Here is a 23,929-nt window from a genome sequence, read left to right on the forward strand (position 1 = left end):
TCACTCCCCCGGGCCGACGAGCACGGACAGCACGACCGGCTCCGCGACATCGCGCAGCGTGGTCACGAAGGTGGCGATCCGCAGGCCGCCGGAACGCAGCTCCACCCACCGGGCACGGCCCGCCGGCCGCAGCGTCAGCGGCTCACCGGCCACGTGCCCGGCCTTGCGCAGGCACTCGATCGCGGTCCAGACCCGGGTCGCGGCGGTCTGCACGTCCTCGCCGAGGTCGTCGGCGATCAGCCGGGACAGCCCGGCGTGCGCGCCGAGCAGGCCGGCCCAGTCCGCCGGGTCCCGCTCGACGACCGGCTCGACGTCGCAGCTCAGCGGGCCGGGTGCGGCGACGAACAGGGTGATCCCGGCGCCGTGCGCGGCCGAGACGGTGCGGTCGCCGTCCACCTCGGGCCGGCCGTCCGGGCGATGCCGGACCTCGACAGCCCGGCCGAACGCGCGGCCGGCCGCGAGCGTGGTCGCGGCCCGGCGGCCCGCCACGTCCGTGGTCACGCCCGGCTCGACCGCGACCGCGACCCGGACGCCGGTCAGGTCCTCGACCGCCCGCTCCAGGTACGGCCCGACCAGCGGCGGAGCCCACGGGCCGGCCGGGTCCTGCTTGCGCACCGCGCGCAGTCGCAGGCCCTCCCAGCGTTCGACGATCTCACCGGTGCCGGTGCGCAGCGCGATGTCGTACACGTAGGTGTCGCCGTCGCGGGACCGCTCGACCGCGCTGTAGCGCAGCCCCTGCGCCGCGGCCAGCTTCTCCCCGCCCGGGTAGATCCGGTCCACGCCGGCCGGCAGCAGCGTCGCGTCCGGCACGCACACCTGGTTGCCGTGCATCAGCGTGTCCCGGACGCCGGGGTCGCCGAGCAGCAGCTGGTCGGGGACGAAGCGGGCGAACCAGTCGGTGGACGGGACCGCCTCCACGTCCGCGTCGACGTGCCGGGCCGCGGACCGGTGGTAGCGGCGCAACCGCTGGAACCGGGCGCCCTGGAAGAGGATGTCGTCGTAGAGGTCGCGGGCCGGGTCCAGCGGCACGGCCGGCAGGTCGTCGCCGGCCTGGTCCGGCGGGCCGTCCGGGACCGCGGTGTCGCTGAGCCGCAGCCGGGCGGTGAAGTGGTCGGCCGCGTACAGCGTGTCCTCGGCGCGGATCGCCACCTCCACGATGTCGTCGTCGGTGACCACCGCGGCGATCCGGATCCGCAGCCGGCCGTGCGGCGGCACGATGATCGGCCGGAGGAACTCGGCGCGCTCGATGACCGGCACCGCCTGCACGCCGGTGACCGCCGCCGCGACCTGGGCCATCGCCTCCATCCCGAACACCGCCGGGAACAGCAGGTTGCCGTCGAGGTCGTGGTCGGCCAGGTAACGGTCCACGCCCACGTTCAGCTCGGCCTCGCTGACCAGCTCGACGCCGTGGTAGCGGATCAGCGGCCGCTCGACGAACCGGGACAGCGGCAGCGGCGGCAGGTGCCGGCGGATGGTGTCGATGCCCTCGGCCCGGCCGCTGATCACCACCGTTCCGGGGGCCTGCGGGTCGGCCAGCAGCCGGCGCAGCACCGCCAGGCCCTGCTCCGGGGTGACCGGGGTGACGCCCTCCCGGGTCAGCGACTCGACCACGGACAGCCGCTCGCCCATCCCGACACCGGACCAGACCGACCATTCCAGGCAGAGGCTGCGGCAGCCGGGGTGCTCCCGGCCGACCTCGGCGGTCAGGTCGGCGAGCCAGTCGTTCGCGGTCGCGTAGTGCGCCTCGCCGCGCAGGCCGGACCGGCCGATGATGCTGCCGAGCGTGACCAGCAGGCGCAACCGGCCGGGGTCCACGGCCGCGAGCACGGCCCGCAGCCCGTCGATCTTCGGCGCCAGGGTCCGCCGGAACGCGTCCATGTCCAGCCCGGTCATCGCGGCCGGCTCGTTGCGCCCGGCACCGTGCAGCACCGCGGTGACCGGGCCCAGCTCCGCGGTGAGCCGGGCGACCGCGTCGCGGACCTGGGCGCCGTCGGTGACGTCGGCGCGCGCGTAGCGCATCCGTACCCCGGCCGCGGTGATCCTTTCCAGGTTGGCGGCCAGGTCGGCGTCGGTGGCCGGGTCGGACCGGCCGAGCAGTGCCAGCGCCGCGCCGGTGTCCTCGGCGATCGCCAGCGCGCACTCCGCGGTGATGCCCTTGCCGCCGCCGGTGACCAGCAGCACGTCGTCGCCGGTCAGTGGCGTCTCGGTGCGGGCCGGGCGCACCGGCATGGCGCGCAGCGTGGGCACCCGGCGCTGGCCGTCCGCGTCGTAGTGCGCCTCGGTGAAGCCGGTGGTCGCGGCGACCTCGCCGACGATCAGCCCGATCGGGTCGGCGATGCCGGCCGGCACCCGGACGACGCTCACCCGCAGCTGCGGTGCCTCCAGGCGCAGCGTCTTGGCCAGGCCGGCCGCGCCGCGCCCGTGCTCGACCAGCACGAACCGGGTGCCGGGTACGGCGGTCGCCGCGGCCTGCGCACCGTCCAGGGCCAGCCGGAGGTCGTCCTCGGCGCAGTCGGCGGGCAGGCAGACCAGCACGCCGCCGCCGACGCCGGCGGTGCGCAGCGCGTCCCGCAGGCCGGTGGCGAACGGGTGCCCCGGCGGCGCGTGCAGCTGCCAGGGGCCGTCCGGCTCGGCGGCGGGCCGGGCCGGCAGCGGTACCGGTTCGGCGTCGACGCGCCACGGCCGGGCCCAGGGGGCCGCGCCCGCGACCGCGGGCGTGCCGGCCCGGTCGGAGTCCCGCGCGGTCCGGGAGATCTCGTCGAGCGCGGTCGCCAGCTCGGCGATGGTGGCGGTGGCGAAGTTCGTCGGCACGGCCGCGGCCGGCAGGTCCAGCTCGGCGGCCACGCTGTTCACCACCTGGCCGACGGTGATCGAGCTCAGATGCAGGTCGTCGAGGAGCATGCTGCCCTCGTGGACCAGCTCCACCGGCAGTTCGGCGCGGGCGGCGGCGAGCCGGCGCAACCGGTCGACCGTGCTCTCGCCGGAGTCGGCGGCGCCGGGCGCGGCGGCCGGTGCGGCCGGCGTGCGCACCGGCCGGGGCGTGTCCCGCAGCCGCAGATCGGGGGCCTGCTCGCAAGGGCTGGTGAAGAACGTGAACTCGGCGCCGATCTGCAACGGGCGGACCAGCCGGCCGTGGAACAGCGCCGGGTCGATCCCGGCGGCGCCGACCACCCAGGCGGCCGCGACCGTGCGCAGCAGCCCGGCCAGCGACTCGGAGTCGGTGTCGAGCGAGACCACCGGCACGTCGCAGACGGTCGCGGTGAGCGTGCCGAGCACCTGGCCGGGCCCGACCTCGACGAAGAGCGCGACGTCCGCGGCGGCCCGGGTGACCGCCTGGCTGAACCGGACCGGCTCGGTGATCTGCCGGCGCAGCAGCTCGGCGAGGTCGGCGTCCGGCTCCAGCGCGGCGCCGGTCACGGTGGACTCGACCCGCCGCCCGACCGGCCCGAACACCTCGTCGGACAGCGCCTTGACGAACTCGTCCGCGGCCGGTGCGACCAGCGGCGAGTGGAACGCGTGCGACACCCGCAGCGGCGTCGCGATCAGGCCGGCCTCCCGCGCCCGCCGGGCGGCCGCCTCGATCGCGTCGGTCTCGCCCGCGATCACGGTCTGGGCCGGTCCGTTGTAGGCCGCGATGACCAGCGGCAGGCCCTCGATCAGCGCGGCGGCGGTCTCCGGCGAGGCGTTCAGCCCGGCCATGGTGCCGGACGCGCTGTGCTCGGCCATCGTCCGGCCGCGGGTGGCGGCGACGCGCAGCACGGCTCGCTCGTCGAGCGCACCGGCCCAGTGCAGCGCGGAGATCTCGCCGAGACTGTGCCCGACCGCGACCGCGGCCTCGATGCCGAGCGCGCCGAGCACGCGCAGCCCGGCCAGCGAGCCGGTGACGATGCGCGGCTGGGCGACCTCGGTGGCGACCGCGTCGGCCCCCTCGGGCAGCGCGGCATCGGCGTAGACCTCCTCGGCCTCACCGAACCGCCGCCGCAGCGCGCCGCCGCTCATGCCGCGGCCGGAGCCCTGCCCGGGGAACAGGAAACCGATCCGGGCCGGGCCGGCGACGGTGCCGAGCAGCATCGTGCCGTCCGGCGAGAGCACCGCGGCACGCCCGGCGGCGGCCTCGTCACGCAGCCGGCGCAACCGCTGTTCGGCGTCGTGCGGCGAACCGGCCAGCACGGCCGCGCGCACCGGCCGGTCGCGCAGTCCGGCGTGCAGCGTGGCGGCGAGGTCGGCGAGCTGCGCGTAGGCGATCGACGGCAGGAACTCGATCAGCCGGTCCAGCTGCGCGATCAGGTCGCCGGTGTCGGCCGCGTCGAGCAGCAGCAGCTCGGTGTCCTGCACCGAGGAGGCCAGCGCCCGGGTCCGGGTGTCCAGGCCGGACCGGCGGCGCGGGCGCGGGTTCTCCAGCACCACGTGCGTGTTGATGCCGCCGAAGCCCATCGCGGTGACCCCGGCCCGCACCGGCGCGCCGTCCGGCCAGGCCTCGGCCCGGCGCAGCACCCGCAGCGCCGGCGCGTCGCCGGTGAGCTGCTCGTTCGGGTCGACGCAGCCGACGCTGGGCGGCAGCACCTGGTGGTGCACCGCGAGCGCGGCCTTGATCAGGCCGGCCACCCCGGCCGCGGCCTTGGTGTGCCCGATCATGCCCTTGATCGAGCCGATCGCGGCCGGCACGCCGGTCGCACCGGCCCGGCGGCGGGCGGCCGACAGCGCGCCGAGCTCGGTGGCGTCGCCGACCTTGGTGCCGGTGCCGTGCCCCTCGAACAGCGAGATCGTCTCGATGCCGAAACCGGCCCGCTCGTACGCCCGGTCCAGCGCCAGCTGGTAACCGGCCGACTCCGGGCGGGTCATACCGCCCTTGCCGTCGGAGGAGATGCCCCAGCCGGCGATCGACGCGTAGACGCGGTGCCCGGCGCGCAGCGCGTCCCGCTCCCGCATCAGCACGACCATGCCGCAGCCCTCGCCCGGCCAGAAGCCGTTCGCGGCACGGTCGTAGACGCGCATCTCGCCGGAGGCCAGCGCGCCGGTCTTCGCGAAGCCGATTATCTCGAACGGGTCGATGGACAGGTCCACCCCGCCGGCCACGGCCACGTCGACGTCGCCGTCGATCAGCGCCTTGCCCGCGGTGGCCACCGACAGCAGCGACGACGAGCAGGCGCCGTCCACGGTGTAGCCGCCGCCCTTGAGGTCGAAGTAATTGCAGATCCGGCCCGCGATGGTGTTCGACAGCGCGCCGGCCAGCGTGTCCTCGTCGATCGCCGGGAACGGGCCCTTGAACGTCGCCTCGAAGTCGTCGAGGAAGCCGCCGAGCTGGTCGTCGTCCCAGTTCTGCTCCTTGAGCGCGGCGGCGACCATCCGGCGTACGTACGGCCAGCGCAGCCGCAACTGGTTGGCCCGGGAGAACTCGCCGGTCAGGCTGTTGCCGACGACCACGCCGGTACGCTCCCGGGGCAGCCCCTCACCCATCGGGAAGCCCGCGTCGGCCAGCGCCATCGCGGCCACGTCCAGCGCCAGCCAGTGGGTGAGATCGGTGGAGCGGAACGTGCTGCCGGCCACCTTGTAGGCGACCCGGTCGAACCGGTATCCCTCGATCACCGCGGCGTTGCGCGCGTAGAACTTGTCCGGCACGGCCGGGTCGGCGTCGTAGTAGTCGTCGAGGTTCATCCGCACGTCCGGCAGGCGGCGGAAGGCACGCCGGCCGGCCAGCGCGTTCTCCCACAGCTCCTGCGGCGACGTGGCGTCGGGGTAGCGGCAGGACATGCCCACCACGGCGATCCTGGTCATGCCGTGCTCACCTGGTCCTCTCGCTGGATGCCGGCGGCGTGGCCGGGCTCGCGGTCGCGGAGTGCGTGTAGTGGGCGCGGATGCGCTGCCGCCACACCTCGTAGGCCGGCAGGTCACCGTCGGCCGGCAGGTCGAGTAGTGCGTCGTCGTTGACCGCCGCGGCCTCGGCCGGGGTCAGCCCGCACAGCGCCCGGGTGGCGACCTCGTTGTGCGGGACGACCAGCCCGGCCCGGACCCGGGCACCGGCCGCGAACGACGCGCCCTGGGCCAGCTCCGGCGCGTACGGCCCGGCGGCGTCGCGCAGCGCGTGCAGCTCGGCCGCGTCGGCGCCACCCGCGTAGCAGGCGGCGAGCCCGGCGCCGGCGTAGAGGTCGGCGCGGCGCGGCTCCGGGAAGCGCTGCACCATCGTGTTCAGCAGCGCGGCGTCGGTCCCGGCGACGAACCACATCGCCCGGCCGATGCCCTGGTCGACGGCCCGCAGCACGTACCCGGACGGCCCGCCGCCGGGCCAGTCCAGGCGCTCCGGGCGGTAGCGGCCGTGCACGTACCGGTCGGTGTGGAAGTAGGCCTGGTGGAAGCCCCAGCCGTCGAGGATCAGCCAGCGCAGCACCGGGTCGGTCGCGTACAGCGTGTGGCGGCGGAACGCCGGGATGCGGGCCATCGCCCAGCCCACGCCGACGTAGGCCATGTAGACGTGTGCGCCGGCCCGGCCGCCGAGGAACCGCTCGACGTGCCGGCCCCGCCCGATCGACAGCGCGTCCCGCACGGCCAGCGCCATCGCCGCGCCCTCGTAGGCGAAGCCGCGGTAGGCCACGGACACCGTCTCCAGGCCGGCCTCGGCATCGGTGGGGACACGGGCCTCGGCCGCGTACGCGAAGCCGTCGAGGAACGAACGGCCGACGGTCTCCAGCCGCTCGCGCGCCTCCGGGCTCTTCACGTGGAATCCGCGTACGGCGACACTGGTCTCGGATACGTCCGGTGTCAGAATTCGGCGCCGCAGTGTAGCGACAATACTCATTCGAGCCCCCTGATAGGACGGTCGTCAATCAGCGTCGCAATCGGCCCGGGAAAAGTCTTCTCCGTTCTTGCCGATATCAGCGGCAGCATTTCCGCCTGGCTTTTCGCCGGGCACGCCGAAGTGCCGTCCCGGCATTACCGGAACGGCTTCCGACCGTTTCGCTATCCGTGAATGTCCGAGGGTACGGAGTGGAAGCGCCGCCGGATCGCGGCACGCCAGATCTCGTACTCGGGCGGTCCGTCCGGCCCGGGAGCGCCCAGCGTGGTGGCCTCGTCGGCCAGCGCCACGGCCTCGGGTACGGTCAGGCCGGTGAGCGCGCCGACCGCGCCCGCGGTGTGCGCCGGCTCGTATCCGGAGAACGCCCGCGCCTTGGCCGCGAAGACCGCGCCCTGCGCGAGATGCGCGTGGTGCCGGCCCGCGTCCCGGCACAGCGCGGCCAGCCGGTCCGGGTCGCACCCGCCGGCGAACGTGGCGGCCAGCCCGACCCCGCTCCACAGGTCGGCGCGGCGGGCCTCGGGGAACCGGCCGACCGCGGCGGCCACGTCCGGCGCGACGCCGCCGTGGATGAACCACAGCGCCCGGCCGATACCTTGATCGATCGCGTGCGGGAAGTAGTCGGGCCGGCCCAGCCACGGGTACGGCCTCGGCCGCCGTTGTGCGGTGACCACGGTCGCGGTGTCGAAGTAGGCCCGGTCGAAGCCGTAGCCGTCGACCGCGAGCCAGCTCATCGTCGGGTAGTAGGGCGTGCCGGTCAGGTCGGGCAGCACCGTGCGCCACAGCGGGCGCGGCAGCCGGGCCATGGCGAAGCCGATGCCGATGTAGGTGAGGAACGTGTGCGGCACGGCCGGTCCGCTCAGCAGGTCCCGGGCCCGGCGGCCGCGGCCGGCCGCCATCGCGTCCAGCACCGTGCAGGCCATCGTCGCGCCCTCGTAGGCGAAGCCGCGCATCTCCGGCTCGACCAGGTCCAGCCGCCGTTCCAGCTCCCACTGCTCGCGCGTGTCGATGCCCCACTCGAAGCCGCAGATCACCGCCTCCGGGATCGCCTCGAGCCGGCGGGTGGCCGCGGTCGGGGTCACCGGGAAACCGCGGGCGGCGAACGTGACCGACCGCAGGCTCGGGGTGAGCGCGAGCCGGCGCAGGGATCCGGCCGTGGTGGGCATCTACTGTCCTTCCCGGACGTCGGAGAGGTTCCGCGCACCGATCAGCCGGGCCGCGGCGTAGGCGCCCCAGGCGGCCGCGTCGACGAGTGCCGCGTCGCCCGCGTGGTGCGCCCGGAACTCCGCGATCACGTCCGCGTCCACCTGATAGGAGGCGAGCGCGGTGAGCAGCACCAGCCGGGCCGCCGCCCGGTCCGGCGCGGGCAGGCCGGCGGTCAGGTCCTCGCACCAGCGGGTGCTCAGGCCGGTCTCCTCGCCGTGCCAGTCGTGCAGGCGGTCGCGGACCAGGCCGCGCACCGCCGGGGAGAGCGCGCGGGCGCCCGCGGCCTCGAGGACCCGGGACGACCGGGCGACCGCCTCGGCCACGTACGGGCTGCCCAGCGCCCACCCGTCGGCCGGGACACCGGCCGCGGGCAGCAGCGGCAGCGCCCGGCCGGGCCGGCGGCCCTCGCGCAGCGTCGGGCGCAGTACCACGCTGAGCCCGCGCTTGAGCCGGCGCCGCGCGTTCGCCCCGAGCCGGGGCGGCAGCAGGAAGTTGCTGAGGAAGACGTTGACCATGCGGCTCAGGTAGTGGAACGTCACCGCGACGCCGATCACCTCGGCCCGGCCGGGCCGGTCGAGCCAGCCGGGCAGCGCCTGCGCGGCGCCGGGCTCGTGCGCGGTGCGCGCCCAGACCGCGAGCTCGCGCAGCCGCGGGTCGGTCAGCTGATCCGGCCGGTCCCGCGCGACCGTCTCGGCGTGCTCCTCGCCGATCAGGTCGTAGAGCCCGACGGTGTGCATGTCCGCGCAGTACGGGCAGATGGTGGCCATCGACACCGCGGCCGCGACCGTCTCGCGCAGCGCGCGTCCGGTGCTGCCGTCGGCGATCAGCGTCTCGCGCATCAGCGTCCAGAACGCGGCCAGCACGTCCGGTGACGGCGAGTGCAGCGCGGCCGGTGGCACCACGATGCCCATCTCGTCGGCGACCTGGGCGTAGACCCGGCCCACCGGTCCGGTCCGCGTGTCGGCGGGCACCGGCGTGACGTACTTGACCTGTCGCTGCACCACGGATGATGCGACCCGGTTGGCGATCAACGAGACCTCCCCATCGACGGACGTCGCACTGCCAAGTATTCGTCCCCTGACCGCCGGCACAACGCGTGACGGCGACAAGCGCACGAACGGAGAACCGCGCGGCCGCGCCCGGAATCGACCGCAAGCGGGAAGATGCGCGGCCCCGCCCGGCCTCGACACGATGACCGGCAAGGAGTGGCCGCCCCGGCCGTCCACGAAGAACCGGAGGCCCTATCCGTGCAACCCGACGTCATGGACGCGGCGTTGACGCTGACCATCGAGGCGTTCGCCGATACGATCATCCCTGGGGAGAAACGCTTTCCCGGCGACCGGGCCGTCGCCGGTGCCGCCGAGGGCGGGGGTGCGGTCGCGGCCGGTGCGCTGCGGCTGCTGACCGATCCGGCCGGTGGCATCGCGCCGGCGCTGGACTCCCTCGCGGTCGCGCTCAACGACCACGCCGCACGGTACGCCGAGGGGCGGGCGGTGCCGCTCGACGGTGACGTGCCGGCGTTCGTCGCGCTGCCGTTCGCGCACCGCACCGCGCTGGTCGAGGAGCTGACCGCGTGGGAGCACCCGGAACACGAGATGTGGGTCGGGCTGGCGTTGTTCAGCAACATGGCGTTCGACAGCGCCGCGCACCTGCACACCGAGGAGGCGTTCGCGACCGGGCACCCGGGCCTGCTGACGCTCGGCTACACGCCGCCGGACCCGGACGGGGTGTGGCGGTTCCCGCAGTTCACCTACGGCCGGCAGCTGGCCCCGCCGCACCCCGGCACCACCGTGACCGGGAGCCCGTCGTGACCGCGGCCGAGCGCACCGACGTGCTGATCGTCGGCAGCGGCTTCGGCGGCGCGATCGCGGCGTACCACCTGGCGGCGGGCGGGGCGAAGGTGGTCGTGCTGGAGCGCGGGCCGTGGCTGGACAGCGACGAGTTCGACCACGACTTCAAGCTCGGCTCGTCGTACACCCGGATCTTCGACTTCGTCGTCGGCGACGGCATGAGCGTGCTCGGCGGCAACTGCGTCGGCGGCGGCAGCGTGGTCTACTTCGCCACCATGCCGCGTGCGCCGGGCTTCGTCTTCGACCGGCACGGCTCCATCGGGCGGCGGATGTGGCCGGCCGCGATCAGCCGGGCCGCGCTGGATCCCTGGTACGACCGGGTCGAGGAATCGCTGCCGATCACGATGCAGACCTGGGACCGGGTGCCGTACGCCGGTGGCCTGTTCGGCGCGGCCTGCGCGCACGCCGGGCGCACCGCCAACCCGGCACCGGCCGCGATCGACGTCGACCGGTGCACGAACTGCAACTGGATGATGGCCGGCTGCAAGTTCGACGCGAAACGGTCGCTGCTGCTCAACTATCTGCCCGCGGCGCTCGCGCACGGCGCCGAGATCCGGCCGCTGCACGAGGTCCAGCGGCTGTCGCGCACCGACGACGGCGGCTACCGGGTGCACTACCGGGTCGTCGACGGCGAGGACTACCGGATCCTGCACGACGCCGGGACGATCGACGCCAAGCTGGTCGTGCTGGCCGCGGGCGCCGGGGCCACCCCGGTCATCCTGCAGCGGTCCGCGCCGGAGCTCGGCGCGATGCCGCACGCGGTCGGCCGGTACTTCTCCGGCAACGGCGAGCGGCTCAACACCGCGGTCTTCGACGACGACCGGGTACGCGAGGTGCTCGGCCTGGACCGCGGCGACGGCAGTGCCTACCGCGGCCACCAGATCGGGCGCGGCCCGACCGTGGCCAGCTGGGACCGGCTCGACTCGGCCCGGCCGGAGTACGAGCGGTACTCGCTGGAGCAGCTGTACTTCCCGCCCGGGCTCGGCACGATCCTGGCCCAGGCGCCGGACGCGGACCGGGCGGCCTGGTTCGGCGTGCGCAAGAAGGAGATGCTGCGCAGCTGGCCGTCCTGGATGACGATCTTCACGATGTCCGAGGACGACAACGAGGGCGTGTTCGGGCCGCCGCCGGAGACCGGCAACGCGCACCGCGTCTCCCAGCAGATGCTCGGCAACGGGCCGCTGCGGTACCGGCCCACCGCGAACACGTGGCGCGGCTGGTCACTGGCCGACGCGGACGTCAAGGACATCCTGGAACGCGACGGCCTGGCCCGGGTCCGGCCGTGGACCAACGACTTGGTCGGCGCGTACACCGTGCACCCGCTGGCGTCCTGCCGGATCGGCGACGACCCGGCCACCTCCGCGCTCGACGACGGCCACCAGCTGCGCGGGCACCCGGGCATCTTCGTCACCGACGGCTCCGCGGTGCCGGGCGCGCTGACCGTCAATCCGGCGCTGACCATCTCGGCGCTGGCCGAGCGCGCCATGCCCGGCATCGTCCGTGCCGCGCGGGACCGCGGCGTCACCGTCACCTACGGCGCCCCCACGCCCGAGGGCGCCACCTCCGCCCGGCGGGCGATCGCCCGCACGGCCTGACCCGCCGGTCCCGGCCCCGGGGCCTCGCGCACCGGGGCCGGGACCGCGAAGGAGACCGATGAGCCTCTTGGCGCGCAGCACCCGCGGCATCACGCTGGCCCACGTCCGGCACGTCACGCCGGTGCCGCCGGGCCGGGCGACCGGCACGGTCGCGCGGGTCTACCACGACATGGAACGCGAGTTCGGCATGCTGGCCCCGCCGATCGCGCTGCACGCACCGGCGCCGGACGCGCTGGCCGGCGCGTGGGTCGTCTTCCGGGAGACGATGCTGCCGTCGGTGGCGGCGTCCCGGGCGGCGAAGGAGACGGTGGCGGCCGCCGTGTCGCTCGCGAACCGGTGCCCGTACTGCGTCGACGTGCACGGCGCCACGCTGGACGGGCTGACCACCGGTGGGGACGCCCGGGCGCTGGCCGCGGGCCGGCTCGGCGAGATGACCGACCCGGCGATGCGCGCGCTGGCCCGGTGGGCACGCCGCGACGGCGGGCCGGTGCCGTTCCCCGGCTCCGGCGCGCAGCTGCCGGAACTGGTCGCGACGGCGGTGGTCTTCGCATACCTGAACCGGATGGTGAACGTGTTCCTGCGCGACTCACCGCTGCCGCCGCTGACCGGGCTGGCCGCGGGCCTGGCCCGCCGGGGTGCGGCCCGGGTGATGGGCCGGCTGGCACGCGGGCGGGCGCGGCCGGGCGCGTCGCTGGGCCTGCTGCCCGGGCCGGCGGCGGCCGGTCCCGCATGGGCCGCGGGACAGCCGCACATCGCGGGCGCGCTGGCCGGCGCCACGGCGGCGCTGGAGACCGCGGCGGAGCCGCACGTCGCCGCGCCGGTCCGGGCGGTGGTCAGCGGGTTGCTGGACGGCGGTGCGGCGGGGCCGTGGAACGGCGGTGCGGCGGGGCCGTGGAACGGCGGTGCGGCGGCCGGGCCGTGGAACGATGGCGGCGCGGTGGCATCGTTGCCGGCGGCGCTGCGGCCGGCCGGGCGGCTGGCGATGCTGACCGCGCTGGCGTCCTACCGGGTGACCGATGCCGTGGTCGAGGAGGCCCGGTCCAGCGGTCTCAACGACGCCGGACTGGTCCGCCTGACCGCGTGGGCGAGCTGGTCGGCGGCCCGGCGGACGGGTGCGGAGCTCGCGTCCGTGCGGTGACCCGGCGAGACCCGGCCACGCGCCGGGTCTCGCCGTTCGCGCGTACCTCAGCGCGGGTCGCGCGGGCAGTTCTGGTAGACCGCGAGCTGCCAGCGGTCCTCGCGGCGGACCAGGATCCACGAGGCCCGGATCGCCGCCGCGCCGTCGAGTTCCTCCGCGTCCGGCGCCAGCACGCCGCCCTCGGTGATCACCGCGACCACGTCCGGCCCGAGCACCTTCATCTCGATCGGCCGCCCGGTGACCCGGGTCCCGGCGTACGGCCCGGCGTAGGCCTTCGTCATGAACTCGCGGATCTCGGCGCGGCCCTTCTTGTACAGGCCGGGCAGGATCATCGTGCCGTCCGCCGCGAACAGGTCGGCGAACTCGTCCGCGTCGTGGGCGGCCCACGCCCGGATCATCCGGGCCGGCACCGCGGCGATGGCCGCCTGGTCCGCCGCGGACGGCGCGGCGGGAGCGGTCGGGGTGGTGGTCATGCGGTCTCCTCCTGCGGTCAGACTTTCGGGGGGTCGAACAGGCTCGGGAACCTCGCGGTGAGCGCCAGGTCGCCGGTGGTGCGCATCCGGCCACGCATGATCAGCAGCACCGCGTGCACGTTGCCGGTGACGAGGCGCAGGAAGTCGACCGCGCCGAGCGTCAGGGTGAGCTGCGGGGTACCGATCCGGGTGGGCGAGACGGTGCACGTACCGTCCGAGATGACCATCTCGTAGTGGTCGTCGCCGCCGTCCGCGCGGCCGATCCGCCAGTGGACGACCGCCCGCAGACCGGCGGCCCGGTCGGCGCGGAACACCTCCGGCATCCGCCGGAAGACCTCCTCGATCACGTCGGTACGCCGCGCGCCGCCCATCAGCGCCTCGAGCTGCGCGGTCGACGCCGCCTTGACGAACCGCCCGAACCCCAGCGGCCCGAGCGCCGCCGGATTGTCCTGGTCAACCGACATCATCGTCCCCTTCGCCGCGCTGGCCGATCGCTTCGATTCTGATCGGCCCGGGAGAGCGGGACACCTTCCAGGTTGCGGGCCCACGGCGCTGAGCAACGAGGAAGAAGACTTCCCCCGCGCGCCCCCGCATGCTCGAACGGCTCCCCGTAGACGACCACCTCGTGCGCGAGGGAAGGAGACCGTCCATGACCGACGGAAAGCCGATCATCCTGGACCTGATCGCGGAGGGCGACGAGCTCGACCGTCTGCTGATCGATCTCGACGACCACGCCTGGCGCACGCCCACACCGGCGCCGGGCTGGACCGTGGCGCATCAGGTCGCCCACCTGGCCGCCACGTTCCGGATGGCCGCGATGGCGGTGTCCACGCCGGACCGGTTCACCGCGATGACCGCGCGGCTCGGCCCGGACTTCAACGCCAACGTCGCGCACGCGCTGGCCGAGTTCCTGGCCGAGCCGCCGCAGGCGCTGTTCTCCCGGTGGCGGGCCGAGCGGGCCCGCGCGGAGCAGGCGCTCGCCTCGGTCAGCGGCGACCTGGTGGTGCCGTGGCTGGTGCGCCCGCTGCCCGCGTCGGTGCTCGCCGCGGCCGGAATGATGGAGCTGTTCGCGCACGGGCAGGACATCGCGGACGCGCTCGGCCGCGAGCGCCGGTACACCGACCGGCTCCGGCACCTGGCCGGTTTCGGCGTACGGACCTGGGACTTCGGGTTCATCAACAACGGGCTGGAGGTGCCGGCCGAGCCGATGCGCTTCGAGCTGACGGCACCGTCCGGCGCGCTGTGGACGTTCGGGCCGGCCGAGGCGGCGCAGCGGGTCACCGGCCCGGCGGTCGACTTCTGCATGCTGGTCACCCGGCGCCGGCACCGGGACGATCTGGCGATGCGGGCCGAGGGCGCCGACGCCGACCGATGGCTGTCGATCGCGCAGGCGTACCGCGGCCCGGCGGGCGAGGGCCGGCGGCCGGGGCAGTTCGCCGCCTCCTCCGCACCGGCGCGCTGACGACGTGGTGAGGCCGGGTCGCCGGCCCGGCCTCACCACGCGCGGCTCAGTCCTCGGCGGCCGGGCCGAATCGGCGGGTGACGTGGTGCTCGCGGGCCATCCGGCCCATGGCGGTCAGCGCGACCTCGAACATCAGCCCGCGCACCACCGCGGCCGCGCGCTCGCCGTTGGTCGGCGCCGCCGGGACGAAGTCCAGCTCACCCTGGACGAGGTCGTCCGCCGCCGCCGCGTACGGCAGGAAGAAGTCGACCTCGCAGGTGGAGCCGAGCCGTTTGAGCGCGGCGAGCACCTCGACGAGCTGCCGGCGGGAGACCGCGTCCTGGTCCAGCGACCAGCCCATCCGGTCGACGAGCGCGTCGACGTCGGTGCGGGCGGCGTCCGCCTCCGGGCCGCCGGTGCACCGGTGGTCCGCGGCGACCGCGGCCTCCATCACCCGGTAGAGCCCGGCCAGCGGCAGCCGGCCGTTCTCGATCGCGGACAGCAGCAGCCGGACCGAGGACAGGTCGAGCCCGGCCATCACGGTGAGCGTGCGGATCAGGCGAAGCCGGTTGACGTGCGCCTCGCCGTACGAGGCCTGGTTGCGGTTGGTGGGCCGGCCCGGCGGGAGCAGCCGCTCCCGGAGGTAGAACTTGATCGTTCCGACCGGTGTGCCCGCGCGCCGGCTGAGTTCCGAGATTCGCATGGAGCTCCCCAGCTCGTGATCATTCGCTGACTGTCGTCCACGGCCTGGCGACGCTGCTCAGGCCGCCATCCGGTCGTGCTCGCGCCGGCGCGCCAACGCCCATTCGCGGGCGTCGAGCAGCGCGAGCAGCACCGGCGGGTCGAGGTCGCGCGCCGGGTTGAGGCACATGTCGACCTCGATGCGGACGCCGGCACGGATCGTCAGCGGGCCGCGCGTGCCGACCCAGACGTCCTGCGCCTGCGCGCGCGGGCCGGGGCGGATGCCGCGCGGTGCGTCCGTGACCGCCTGGGCGAGCAGGTACCACGAACCGGCCGGCACCTCGTCGAAGCAGTATCGGCCCGGGCCGTCGAGGACGGCGCACCGCACCGGCCGGCCCTCGGGTATTCGGTCCGCGAACAGCCCGATGAACACCGGCCCGAAGCGCTCCACCGGACCGCGGACGTCGCCGGTGACCCGGGCCGGCGACTCCTGCCCGGCACCGAACCGGCTGTCGACCGGGATCTCCGGCGCGTACCCGGCCAGTCGCCGGTACGCGGTCGGCGACATCCCGACGCTGCGGCTGAACCGGGAGCTGAACGTGCCGACGCTGTTGTACCCGACGCAGAGGCTGATGTCGGCGACGTTGAGCGACGTGGAGACGAGCAGCGTCTTCGCCCGTTGCAGGCGCAGTGCGGACAGGAAGCGGCCCGGTGAGACGCCGGTGGCCCGCTGGAAGACCCGGGAGAAGTGGAACTTGCTGAACATGGCCGACCGGGCCAGGTCATCGACGGTGATCTGCTCGCCGAGGTTCATTCGCATGGTGGTGATGGCGCGCCTGACCGCACGCTCGGCCGACTCGTCCACGGGGCCTCCGTCTGAACATGAACTGGGGGGTACGGCCGGAAAGGCGTCCAGCGCGCCGATGCACCGAGCGCTCCCGGGAGCCGCTTCACACGGGAATGAGACGAGGAATTGGACGGGGAAGCGTTGTTATTAGCCGACGACTGACCCGTGTATTAGTCCATTCTTCCTCGCCGAGCCCTGCTCCGGGCTCTTTCCGGAGTCGACGGTAGCGGAGGCCGTCGCGCTTAGCAACGCCTTGCGTACGCGTTGTACTCATCTGGATCGCTTCAAGATAAACGCGCGCTGGTCAACCGGCCACCCGAGCGACGATCACCATCGTCGCCGGTAACTGCATTAGCCAATATGGAAACCGACGCTCACCAATCTATAATCGAGCCTCCCACCAGCGGTAAGGCGCCACCGCGCTATGCGCCGCGCGCCGGCGCTATGCGCCCGCGCGCCGTCCGCAACCCGGGAGCGGCCCGGCGATCCTCATTCTTCGGAACAATCGTCGAAGACGACCATCCTCGTCATCCGTCATAAGCGCCGCTAATCCGGCCTTTCGCACCACCGCGCTCCCGCCCGGGGCCGCAACGTGGAAGATGCCACCCCCGGCCGGGCGTCCGTACCGTCGGATGAGACGGACGCCAGACCCTCCACTCAGGAGATTCGGATGCAGGAACGCTGCCCGTACCGGCTCGACGTGACCGGTCAGGACGTGCACGGTGAAGCACAGGAGCTGCGTGCGCAGGGCTCGGGGATCGCCATGGTGACCCTGCCCGGCGACGTCCGGGGCTGGGTCGTGGTCGGTCACGACCTCGCGAAGGAACTGCTGACCAGCCCGCTGGTCTCCAAGAACCCCCGGTTGCACTGGCCACAGTGGATCAACGGTGAGATCGGTGCCGACTGGCCGCTGGCCAGCTGGCCCACGATGGAGAACATGACCACCGCCTACGGACCGGAGGCGCAACGGCTGCGCCGTCCGGTGGTGAAGGCGTTCACCCCCAAGCGGGTGCGGTCGATGCAGCCGTACATCGAGCGCACCGTGCAGTACCTGCTGGACCGGCTGGCCGAGACGCCGCCCGGCGAGGTCGTCGACCTCAAGCGCAACTTCTCCTACCAGCTGCCGGCGACCATCATCTGCGACCTGTTCGGCGTCCCGGAGGCCGACCGCGCGACGGTGCTGCGCGGCGGCGAGAAGACGCCGGACTCGTCGCTCACGCCGGAGGAGGCCGAGGCCAACATCCGCGACTGGACCGAGCAGTTCACCAAGCTCATCCAGGCCAAGCGCGCAAACCCGGGTGACGACCTGACCAGCGAGCTGGTCAACGTCGACGGCGAGGAGCGGCTGACCGACAGCGAGCTGATCGGCACGCTGTTCGTGGCGCTCGGCGCCGGCTCGGAGACGGTGATGAACCTGGTCACGCACGCGGTGCACAAACTGCTCACGCACCCCGAGCAGCGGGCCGCGGTGGAAGCGGGCCGGGCCTCGTGGGACGACGTCATCGAGGAGACGCTGCGCCTGGAGTCGCCGCTGAACATGCTGCCGCTGCGGTTCGCGGTCGAGGACCTGGTGCTCGACGGCGTGACCGTCCCCAAGGGAGACCCGATCCTGATGGGGTACGGCGCGATCGGCCGCGACCCGGCCGTGCACGGCGACACGGCCGAGGACTGGGACATCACCCGCCCGGACAAGGAGCACCTGAGCTTCGGCTTCGGCACGCACTACTGCTTCGGCGCGCCACTGGCCCGGCTCGAGGCGCGGATCGCGCTGCCCGCGCTGTTCGCCCGCTTCCCGGAGATGGAGCTGGCGGTCAAGACCGAGGAACTGGAGTCGCAGGGCACGTTCATCATGAACGGGCACAAGACGCTGCCGGTGGTCCTGGAGCGAGCGCCCGCCGTGGTGGCCTGAGCCGCACATGACGACGCCCCGGCCGGTGCATCCGGCCGGGGCGTTCGTTCGCCGGTCACCGGTCAGCCGGTCACCGGCCGCGACCGGTCCGCGCCGCCCATCACGCGCGCGGCCAGCACCACGCCGACCATCAGCGGGATGATGCCGGCGAACGTCCAGGTCATGCCGATCGCCTGGGCGAACCAGCCGATCAGCGCCGGACCGAAGAGGATGCCGGCGTACGTGAACGTGGTGACCCGGGAGACGAACGTCGCCGCGCCCGGCCCGTCCCCGCCCGCGTTGCCGACCGCGCTGAAGATCAGCGGGACCAGCACCGACATGCCCGCGCCCAGGACCGCGAAGCCGGCGATCGTCACCTCCTGCGAGCGCGCGAGCACCACCACCAGCAGCCCGGCCACCGCGATCGCGCCACTGGCCCGGAACATCGTCACGTTGCCGAAGCGCGCGGTCAGCCGGTCGCCGAACAGCCGGCCCGCGGTCTGGAAAACGGTGAACGCGGTGTAGCCGAGCGCCGCGACCGCGAGCGTGGCGCCGCGGTCCTCGTGCAGGAACACGCCGCTCCAGCTCACCACCGCGGCCTCGCCCAGCATGATGGTGAGTCCCATCAGGCCGAACACCAGCACCGGCCCGGTCCAGCCGCTGCGCCACCCGGCCCGGGGCGCCTTCGTACCGTCCGGCGCGCGCTCCTCCCGGTCGACCGAGGCGGGCAGCAGCCACAGCGAGGCGACCAGGCCGGCGACCAGCAGCACGCCGCCGACCACCAGGAACTGCCGCAACGTCGGGATACCGGCCCGGATCACGCTGGCGCCGCCGGCCGAGGCGATCACCGCGCTGATGCTCCACGCGGCGTGGCAGCTGTTCATCGTCGGGCGGCCGCGGAGCCGCTCCACCACGACCGCGTGACCGTTCATCGCGACGTCCAGCGTGCCGTGCACCATGCCGAGCAGCACGACCGCGACCGCGAGCACGACCACGTCACCGGCCGCCCCGATGGCGACCAGCACCAGCGGCATCAGCAGCAGCGTCAGCCGGATGACCCGTACGCTGCCGAACCGGGCCACCAGCGGGCCGACGAACTGCATGGTGAGCAGCGCCGCCGTACCGAAGCAGGTCATCACCACGCCGAGCCGCGAGTCGGTCAGCGCCAGATCCGCCTTGATCGACGGGATCCGGACGATGTAGGTGGCCAGCATCAGGCCGTTGATGAAGAAGACCGCGGTGATCGCCCACCGGGCCCGGCGGACGGTCGCGGCGTCCGGGCCGGCCGGGGACACCGGTGCGCGCGGCGTTTCCGTCTTCGTTTCGTTCACCATGCTCGACCTCCGTGGGTCAAAGTGGGGTGCGGCGACTCAGCGCCGCGCGTCGATCCGGGCCGTCAGCCGGTCGGTCAGCTCGACCTTGCGGCCGATCCGGCCGGCCTCGGCCAGCACGTCCGCGCCGAAGCGGTCCCAGAGGCCGGCCAGGCGGGAGGTGACGAGCACGGTGTCGACGGACTGGTCCGGCAGCGTGGTGCGGATGCCGACCGCGTGCCGGGCACCGGCCCGGCGTGCCAGCTCACCGTCGAACTCGAAGGCGACGCTGCCCGGCGGCAGCTCCGGCAGGTCGCCGCCGGCGCCGAGCACGGCGAACGGTCCGCCGTCGCGGGCCGCGGGCGCCTCGGCGATCTCCGCGCGCACGTCCAGGTCACGGACCGCGACGGTGTGCGCCGCGACGAGCTCCACGAACTCCGGCCAGCTCCAGAACTCCACGTCGCGGACCGCGCGCCAGCCCACCTCGATCACCGGCTCCGGGTACTTCGCCAGGAACTGCAGCATGTTCTCGGTGAAGGTGACCATACGGTCGCCCATCGGGCGCTCGTGCGGCCATTCCACGATCCAGGCGTCCCGGGCGTACCCGAACGTCAGCCCGTGCCGGGCACCGCGAAACGCGATCTCGATGTCCTCCGCGCCCCACTTCACGAACGACTCGTCGAAACCGCCGATCCGCCGGAAGTCGTCCGCGCGGACCGAGCAGTTGAACGTGAAGAACAGCTGCCACGGCAGCGGATCGCGGTTCAGGTCGTAGCCGGCGGCGGCCAGCCGGTCCTCCCGGCCGTCGCGGAACTCCGGATCGCCGGCGAAACGCCGGGCCACCTCGTCCAGCGGCGCGGCGTCCATCGCCTCGGCCAGACCGTCGAGCCGGGCCAGGTTGGCGCCGAAGCCGTGCCCGTGGCCGATCACCATCCGGTGTGCCGCCGGATCGGCGTGCGCGGCCAGGTGGGCGCGGGCCAGGCCCGGCCCGGGCATCGCGCCGGCGTCCAGGAAGACCAGGACCGGCGCCGAGGCCAGCCGCGCGCCGGCGTTGCGCGCGGTGCCGGCCCGGAACCCCAGATCCTCCTGTACGTGGTAGCGCAGCGGCAGGCGGCCGGTGAACGACTCGACGATCCGCGCGGTGTCGTCCGACGAACCGTCGTCGGACACGATCACCTCGTACCGTTCGTGCGGAAGGTCCTGCACGCTCAGGTGGTGCAGCTGCCGCCGCAGCAACGGACCTCGGTTGTACGTGGTGACGATGATCGACACTGCGGGATCCACGGGAGACTACGATCCTTTCCGGTCCGTGCCGGGCAGCCCGGCGAAATCGGCGATCAGCGACCAGTACGCCTCGGGGTTCTCCTCCTGGGCCAGGTGCCCGGAGTCCGGCACCCAGGCGGCGGTCACGTTCCGGATGCCGGCCGCCTCGAAGCCCTTCACGTGCGGCTCCAGCGAATGGCCGGCCGGCTTGGTGCCGTGCAGGTAGAGCAGGGGCACGTCGATCGGCGTGGTCACCGCCTCGTTCTCCCGGGTGTCGCGCTCCATGGCGCGGTACCAGGAGAACGCGGCACAGAGCGCGCCCTCGGCCCGGTACGCGGCCACGTGCGCCTGCCGGGACTGCTCGGTGATCCGGCTGCCGTCGCCGGACAGCACGTCGTACCAGTGGTCGAGGAACGGCCGCTCCCGGTCCCGGACCAGGATCTCCGGCAGTCTCGGCTTGGCGTTGAAGTGGAAGTGCCACATCGCCGGGTCGCGGACCGCGATGTCCCACGGGAACACGCCGGGCACCACGACGTGCAGGATGACGGCGCGGGCCAGGTCGGTGACGTGCCGCAGGTAGGCGTACGTCACCATGCCGCCGATGTCGCCGCCGGCCAGCGTCACGTCGCGGAGCCCGAGGACCCCGAAGACCTCCTGCAACCGTACGGCGAGCGCCTTCTTGGTGCCGTCGGTCGGGTCACCGGTCGAGCGGCCGATGCCGGGCAGGTCGATCGCGATCGCATGCGCCGTCGGTGCGGCCAGCCGGAGCATCCGCTCGTAGCTGGACCAGGACGTCGGGAACCCGTGCACGAAGACGACCGGCGGCGCACCGGGCGTGCCGGCCTCCACGACGTGCACGGACGAGCCGCCGGCCTCGATCTGCCGGTGGCGAAGCGTGGTGTCCATGTCTGCTCTCCTCACTGGCGTCGGCGGGCGGCGGTCACAGGTACGGCGTGTTCGGCGCGAGGCCGCACAGCACCCGGCCGTACAGCTCGATGTTGGTCGCGGGGAAGGTGAGCGCGTGTATCGCCATCGCGTCGAGATTGCGCTGGATGCGCTGGATCGGCACGTCCTCGTAGATCGACGACGCGCCGCTCGCGGTGGCCAGCAGGTGCACGGCCCGCTTCGCCAGCTGGGCGATCCGGCCGAGCTGCGCGCGGGAGTAGACCCGCTCGCGCTCGCTCCACGGCTCACCGGCGCGCGCCTTCTCGTCGATCAGCGCGGCGAATGCGTGCGCGCGCATCTCCGCCTCCTCGGTCAGCAGCGCGGCCTCGCCCACCGTCAGGTGGGTGACCGGCGCGTCCCGCTGGCTGGCGTAGTCGGTGTAGGTGATCGCCCGGCCGGGCAGCCGCTCCAGGAACGTCTCCATCGCGTACTTCGCCGCGCCGATGGTCTGCCCGGCCGTGGCCGCGGTCGACGTGACCAGCAGCGGGATCTCGTAGATCGCCTTACCGGCGTTTCGCGCGGACCGGCTCTGCGGGCTGAACAGGTCGGCCTGCGCGACGACCCGGGAGGCCGGCACGAACACGTCGGTCGCCGAGGTGGTGACGCTGCCGGTGCCGCGCAGGCCGGTGACGTGCCAGTCGTCGACGATCTTGAAATCACTGACCGGGATCAGCGCGGTCATCGGCTGCGGCCGCTCGCCCGGCGCGTCCAGCATGGCGGCGCTGAACGCGTAGTGGCTGTGCAGTACGCCGGTGCTGAACCGCCACCGTCCGTTGTAGAGGTAGCCGCCGTCGACCGGCGTCGCCGTCCCGGTCGCGGAGATGCTGCCGCAGACCCGCACGCCCGGCGTGGCGAACACCTCGTCCTGAACCTCGTCCGGGAAGCGGCCGACGATCCAGTTGATCAGTGACCAGACGGAGAGGCAGAACGCCGCGGAACCGTCGCCGCGGGCGATCTCCGCGTGTACGTCCACCAGCGTCCGCGCGTCGCTCTCGAAGCCGCCGTACTGCCGGGGGACGCGCATGCGCAGCAGGCCGGCCTCCTCCATCCCGGCCAGCACGTCGTCCGGCAGGCGGCGGTGCTCGTCGATCCACCGGGAGCGCTCGCGCAGCAACGGCACCAGCTCTCCCGCCCGCCGGACCAGTTCTTCGCGCACCGGAACCGCCGTGTCCTGCATGCTGTCCTCCTGAGGCCGAACGGATGATGGACGGGACCGGCGCACGCCGCGCCGTCCCGCGCCGTCGATTTTCCGAGCCGCGCGGGAGCCGCCGCATCTTCACGATTGCCGTCCGGGCTCAGCCGACGTCGGCCAGACCGATCAGATTTCCCTGCGGGTCGGTGAAGTGGCCGACGACCAGCGGGGAACCGGGGGCCTGGACCGGGCCGAGGACGCGGGTGCCGCCGAGCTTCTCGGCCGCCTGGAGCGCGGCCTCGACGTCCGGCACGCCGACGTAGAACAGCGCCTTGTTGCCGAAGCCGGGGCCGCCGCCGACGCCGCCGGGGATGCCGGGGGTGTCGCTGTCCGGGCCGGCGGCCATGAACCCGTACGTACCCGGCGCGGAGACGCCCTCGGCCACCTCGCCGCCGGTCTCGAACGACCAGCCGAACAGCTCGCCGTAGTAGTCGCGCAGGCCGTCCGGATCCGGCCCGATGATCTCGAAGTGCACAACCGGTCGTCCCATGATCCGCTCCTTCGGCGTCGGTTCCGCGTACAACGTATTAGGCTCGGTTGCGATAAACAACCACGTAGAGGTTTTTTGCAACCGCGCGTCGGCCGATAACCTCCACCGGCCGCCTTCACGCACCGAGGAGCCGTCCGTGCCGACCAGCCGCAGCTACCACGACGCCTGCGGGATCGCCCGCGCCCTGGACGTGCTCGGCGAGCGCTGGGCCCTGCTGATCGTCCGCGAGCTGCTGCTCGGCCCGCAGCGCTTCGCCGATCTGCGCGCCGCGCTCCCCCAGGCCAGCAGCAACATCGTCACCGACCGGCTCCGCGAGCTCGGCGCACACGGCGTGGTCGCCCGGCGCCGGCTGCCGGCCCCGGGCGCCGCCTGGGTCTACGAGCTGACCCCGCACGGCCGCGAGGCCGAGCCGATCGTGCTGGCGCTCGGCGACTGGGGCGTCCGGCTCCCCCCGCGCGACGACACGGCCGCGCTCAGCGCCACCTCGACGCTGATCTACCTGCGCTCCGCCGCCCGGCCCGACCCGGCGTGGCCGCCCGCGGTCTACCGGGTGCAGCTCGGCGCACAGGTCTGGACGGTCCGCGCGGCCGACGGCGCGGTGAGCGTCACCCAGGGCGACCCGGCCGGCTGCGACGCCGGGCTGGCCACCGATCCGCGCACGCTCAACGCGCTGCTCGGCGACCCGGACCGGCTGGCCGGCGCGGAGCGGGCGGGCACCGCCGTCGTCACCGGCGACCGGGCGGCGCTGCTGCGGCTGCTCGACGCGGTCCCCGCCGCCGGGCGCACCGCGCCGGCCTCGCCACCGCGCGTGTGATCCGCGCGC

Annotated in this window: 19 protein-coding genes; 6 read left to right on the forward strand and 13 right to left on the reverse strand. The window is 73.9% G+C overall.

Going from position 1 to position 23,929, the window contains the following annotated elements; translation table 11 throughout:
- The 4 genes from J2S42_RS05340 to J2S42_RS05355 form a co-directional block, all read right to left on the reverse strand.
- Positions 1 to 5,775, reverse strand: a complete 5,775-nt coding sequence (locus J2S42_RS05340; protein ID WP_307235780.1) for a type I polyketide synthase — start codon at positions 5,773 to 5,775, stop codon at positions 1 to 3.
- 7 nt (positions 5,776 to 5,782) lie between these two features.
- On the reverse strand, positions 5,783 to 6,793 hold the full coding sequence (locus J2S42_RS05345; protein WP_307235782.1) for a DUF1702 family protein: 1,011 nt from the start codon (positions 6,791 to 6,793) through the stop codon (positions 5,783 to 5,785).
- A gap of 161 nt (positions 6,794 to 6,954) precedes the next feature.
- Positions 6,955 to 7,953 (reverse strand): DUF1702 family protein, encoded by a 999-nt coding sequence (locus J2S42_RS05350; protein WP_307235784.1) that lies wholly within the window; start codon positions 7,951 to 7,953, stop codon positions 6,955 to 6,957.
- Entirely contained in the window at positions 7,954 to 9,024 is a 1,071-nt protein-coding gene (locus tag J2S42_RS05355; protein WP_307235786.1) for a carboxymuconolactone decarboxylase family protein, read from the reverse strand. It abuts the gene before it with no gap.
- 231 nt (positions 9,025 to 9,255) lie between these two features.
- On the opposite strand from J2S42_RS05355, the gene J2S42_RS05360 reads away from it, so the two are divergent.
- From J2S42_RS05360 to J2S42_RS05370, 3 genes are read left to right on the forward strand one after another with little or no spacing between them, the layout of a single operon-like run.
- Entirely contained in the window at positions 9,256 to 9,804 is a 549-nt protein-coding gene (locus J2S42_RS05360; RefSeq protein ID WP_307235788.1) for a DUF5987 family protein, read from the forward strand.
- Positions 9,801 to 11,438 carry an FAD-dependent oxidoreductase gene (locus tag J2S42_RS05365; RefSeq protein ID WP_307235790.1) on the forward strand — a complete coding sequence of 546 codons (1,638 nt, stop codon included), beginning with the start codon at positions 9,801 to 9,803 and terminating at the stop codon, positions 11,436 to 11,438. Before J2S42_RS05360 ends, J2S42_RS05365 begins: the two co-directional genes overlap by 4 nt.
- A gap of 58 nt (positions 11,439 to 11,496) precedes the next feature.
- Positions 11,497 to 12,576 carry a carboxymuconolactone decarboxylase family protein gene (locus tag J2S42_RS05370; RefSeq protein ID WP_307235792.1) on the forward strand — a complete coding sequence of 360 codons (1,080 nt, stop codon included), beginning with the start codon at positions 11,497 to 11,499 and terminating at the stop codon, positions 12,574 to 12,576.
- A 47-nt stretch (positions 12,577 to 12,623) separates the two neighbouring features.
- Here the strand turns inward: J2S42_RS05370 and J2S42_RS05375 are convergent, their stop codons facing one another.
- Together J2S42_RS05375 and J2S42_RS05380 are read right to left on the reverse strand one after the other, a co-directional pair.
- Entirely contained in the window at positions 12,624 to 13,049 is a 426-nt protein-coding gene (locus J2S42_RS05375; protein ID WP_307235794.1) for an SgcJ/EcaC family oxidoreductase, read from the reverse strand.
- 17 nt (positions 13,050 to 13,066) lie between these two features.
- Entirely contained in the window at positions 13,067 to 13,516 is a 450-nt protein-coding gene (locus J2S42_RS05380) for an SCP2 sterol-binding domain-containing protein (RefSeq protein ID WP_307235796.1), read from the reverse strand.
- A gap of 182 nt (positions 13,517 to 13,698) precedes the next feature.
- On the opposite strand from J2S42_RS05380, the gene J2S42_RS05385 reads away from it, so the two are divergent.
- Positions 13,699 to 14,511 carry a TIGR03084 family metal-binding protein gene (locus J2S42_RS05385; protein ID WP_307235797.1) on the forward strand — a complete coding sequence of 271 codons (813 nt, stop codon included), beginning with the start codon at positions 13,699 to 13,701 and terminating at the stop codon, positions 14,509 to 14,511.
- A 46-nt stretch (positions 14,512 to 14,557) separates the two neighbouring features.
- Here the strand turns inward: J2S42_RS05385 and J2S42_RS05390 are convergent, their stop codons facing one another.
- A complete protein-coding gene (locus J2S42_RS05390) occupies positions 14,558 to 15,193 on the reverse strand; it encodes a MerR family transcriptional regulator (protein WP_307235798.1) in 636 nt (211 codons plus the stop codon).
- Positions 15,194 to 15,250: 57 nt separating this feature from the next.
- Positions 15,251 to 16,036 (reverse strand): helix-turn-helix domain-containing protein, encoded by a 786-nt coding sequence (locus J2S42_RS05395; protein WP_307235801.1) that lies wholly within the window; start codon positions 16,034 to 16,036, stop codon positions 15,251 to 15,253.
- A gap of 652 nt (positions 16,037 to 16,688) precedes the next feature.
- Here J2S42_RS05395 and J2S42_RS05400 point away from each other — a divergent pair.
- Positions 16,689 to 17,927, forward strand: coding sequence for a cytochrome P450 family protein (locus tag J2S42_RS05400; protein ID WP_307235802.1), 1,239 nt, complete (start codon positions 16,689 to 16,691; stop codon positions 17,925 to 17,927).
- A 62-nt stretch (positions 17,928 to 17,989) separates the two neighbouring features.
- On the opposite strand, the gene J2S42_RS05405 is transcribed toward J2S42_RS05400, so the two are convergent.
- From J2S42_RS05405 to J2S42_RS05425, 5 genes are all read right to left on the reverse strand, one after another.
- A complete protein-coding gene (locus J2S42_RS05405) occupies positions 17,990 to 19,240 on the reverse strand; it encodes an MFS transporter (RefSeq protein ID WP_307235804.1) in 1,251 nt (416 codons plus the stop codon).
- A 36-nt stretch (positions 19,241 to 19,276) separates the two neighbouring features.
- Positions 19,277 to 20,500, reverse strand: a complete 1,224-nt coding sequence (locus J2S42_RS05410; protein ID WP_307235806.1) for a glycosyltransferase family 2 protein — start codon at positions 20,498 to 20,500, stop codon at positions 19,277 to 19,279.
- Positions 20,501 to 20,506: 6 nt separating this feature from the next.
- On the reverse strand, positions 20,507 to 21,385 hold the full coding sequence (locus J2S42_RS05415) for an alpha/beta fold hydrolase (RefSeq protein ID WP_307235808.1): 879 nt from the start codon (positions 21,383 to 21,385) through the stop codon (positions 20,507 to 20,509).
- 34 nt (positions 21,386 to 21,419) lie between these two features.
- On the reverse strand, positions 21,420 to 22,601 hold the full coding sequence (locus J2S42_RS05420; RefSeq protein ID WP_307235810.1) for an acyl-CoA dehydrogenase family protein: 1,182 nt from the start codon (positions 22,599 to 22,601) through the stop codon (positions 21,420 to 21,422).
- Positions 22,602 to 22,719: 118 nt separating this feature from the next.
- Positions 22,720 to 23,106: a VOC family protein gene (locus J2S42_RS05425; protein ID WP_307235812.1), complete on the reverse strand. Its 387-nt coding sequence runs from the start codon at positions 23,104 to 23,106 to the stop codon at positions 22,720 to 22,722.
- A 136-nt stretch (positions 23,107 to 23,242) separates the two neighbouring features.
- On the opposite strand from J2S42_RS05425, the gene J2S42_RS05430 reads away from it, so the two are divergent.
- Positions 23,243 to 23,920 carry a winged helix-turn-helix transcriptional regulator gene (locus J2S42_RS05430; RefSeq protein ID WP_307235814.1) on the forward strand — a complete coding sequence of 226 codons (678 nt, stop codon included), beginning with the start codon at positions 23,243 to 23,245 and terminating at the stop codon, positions 23,918 to 23,920.
- Positions 23,921 to 23,929: the final 9 nt, after the last annotated feature.

Origin of the sequence: Catenuloplanes indicus, assembly GCF_030813715.1 — a bacterium.
GTDB lineage: Bacteria > Actinomycetota > Actinomycetes > Mycobacteriales > Micromonosporaceae > Catenuloplanes > Catenuloplanes indicus.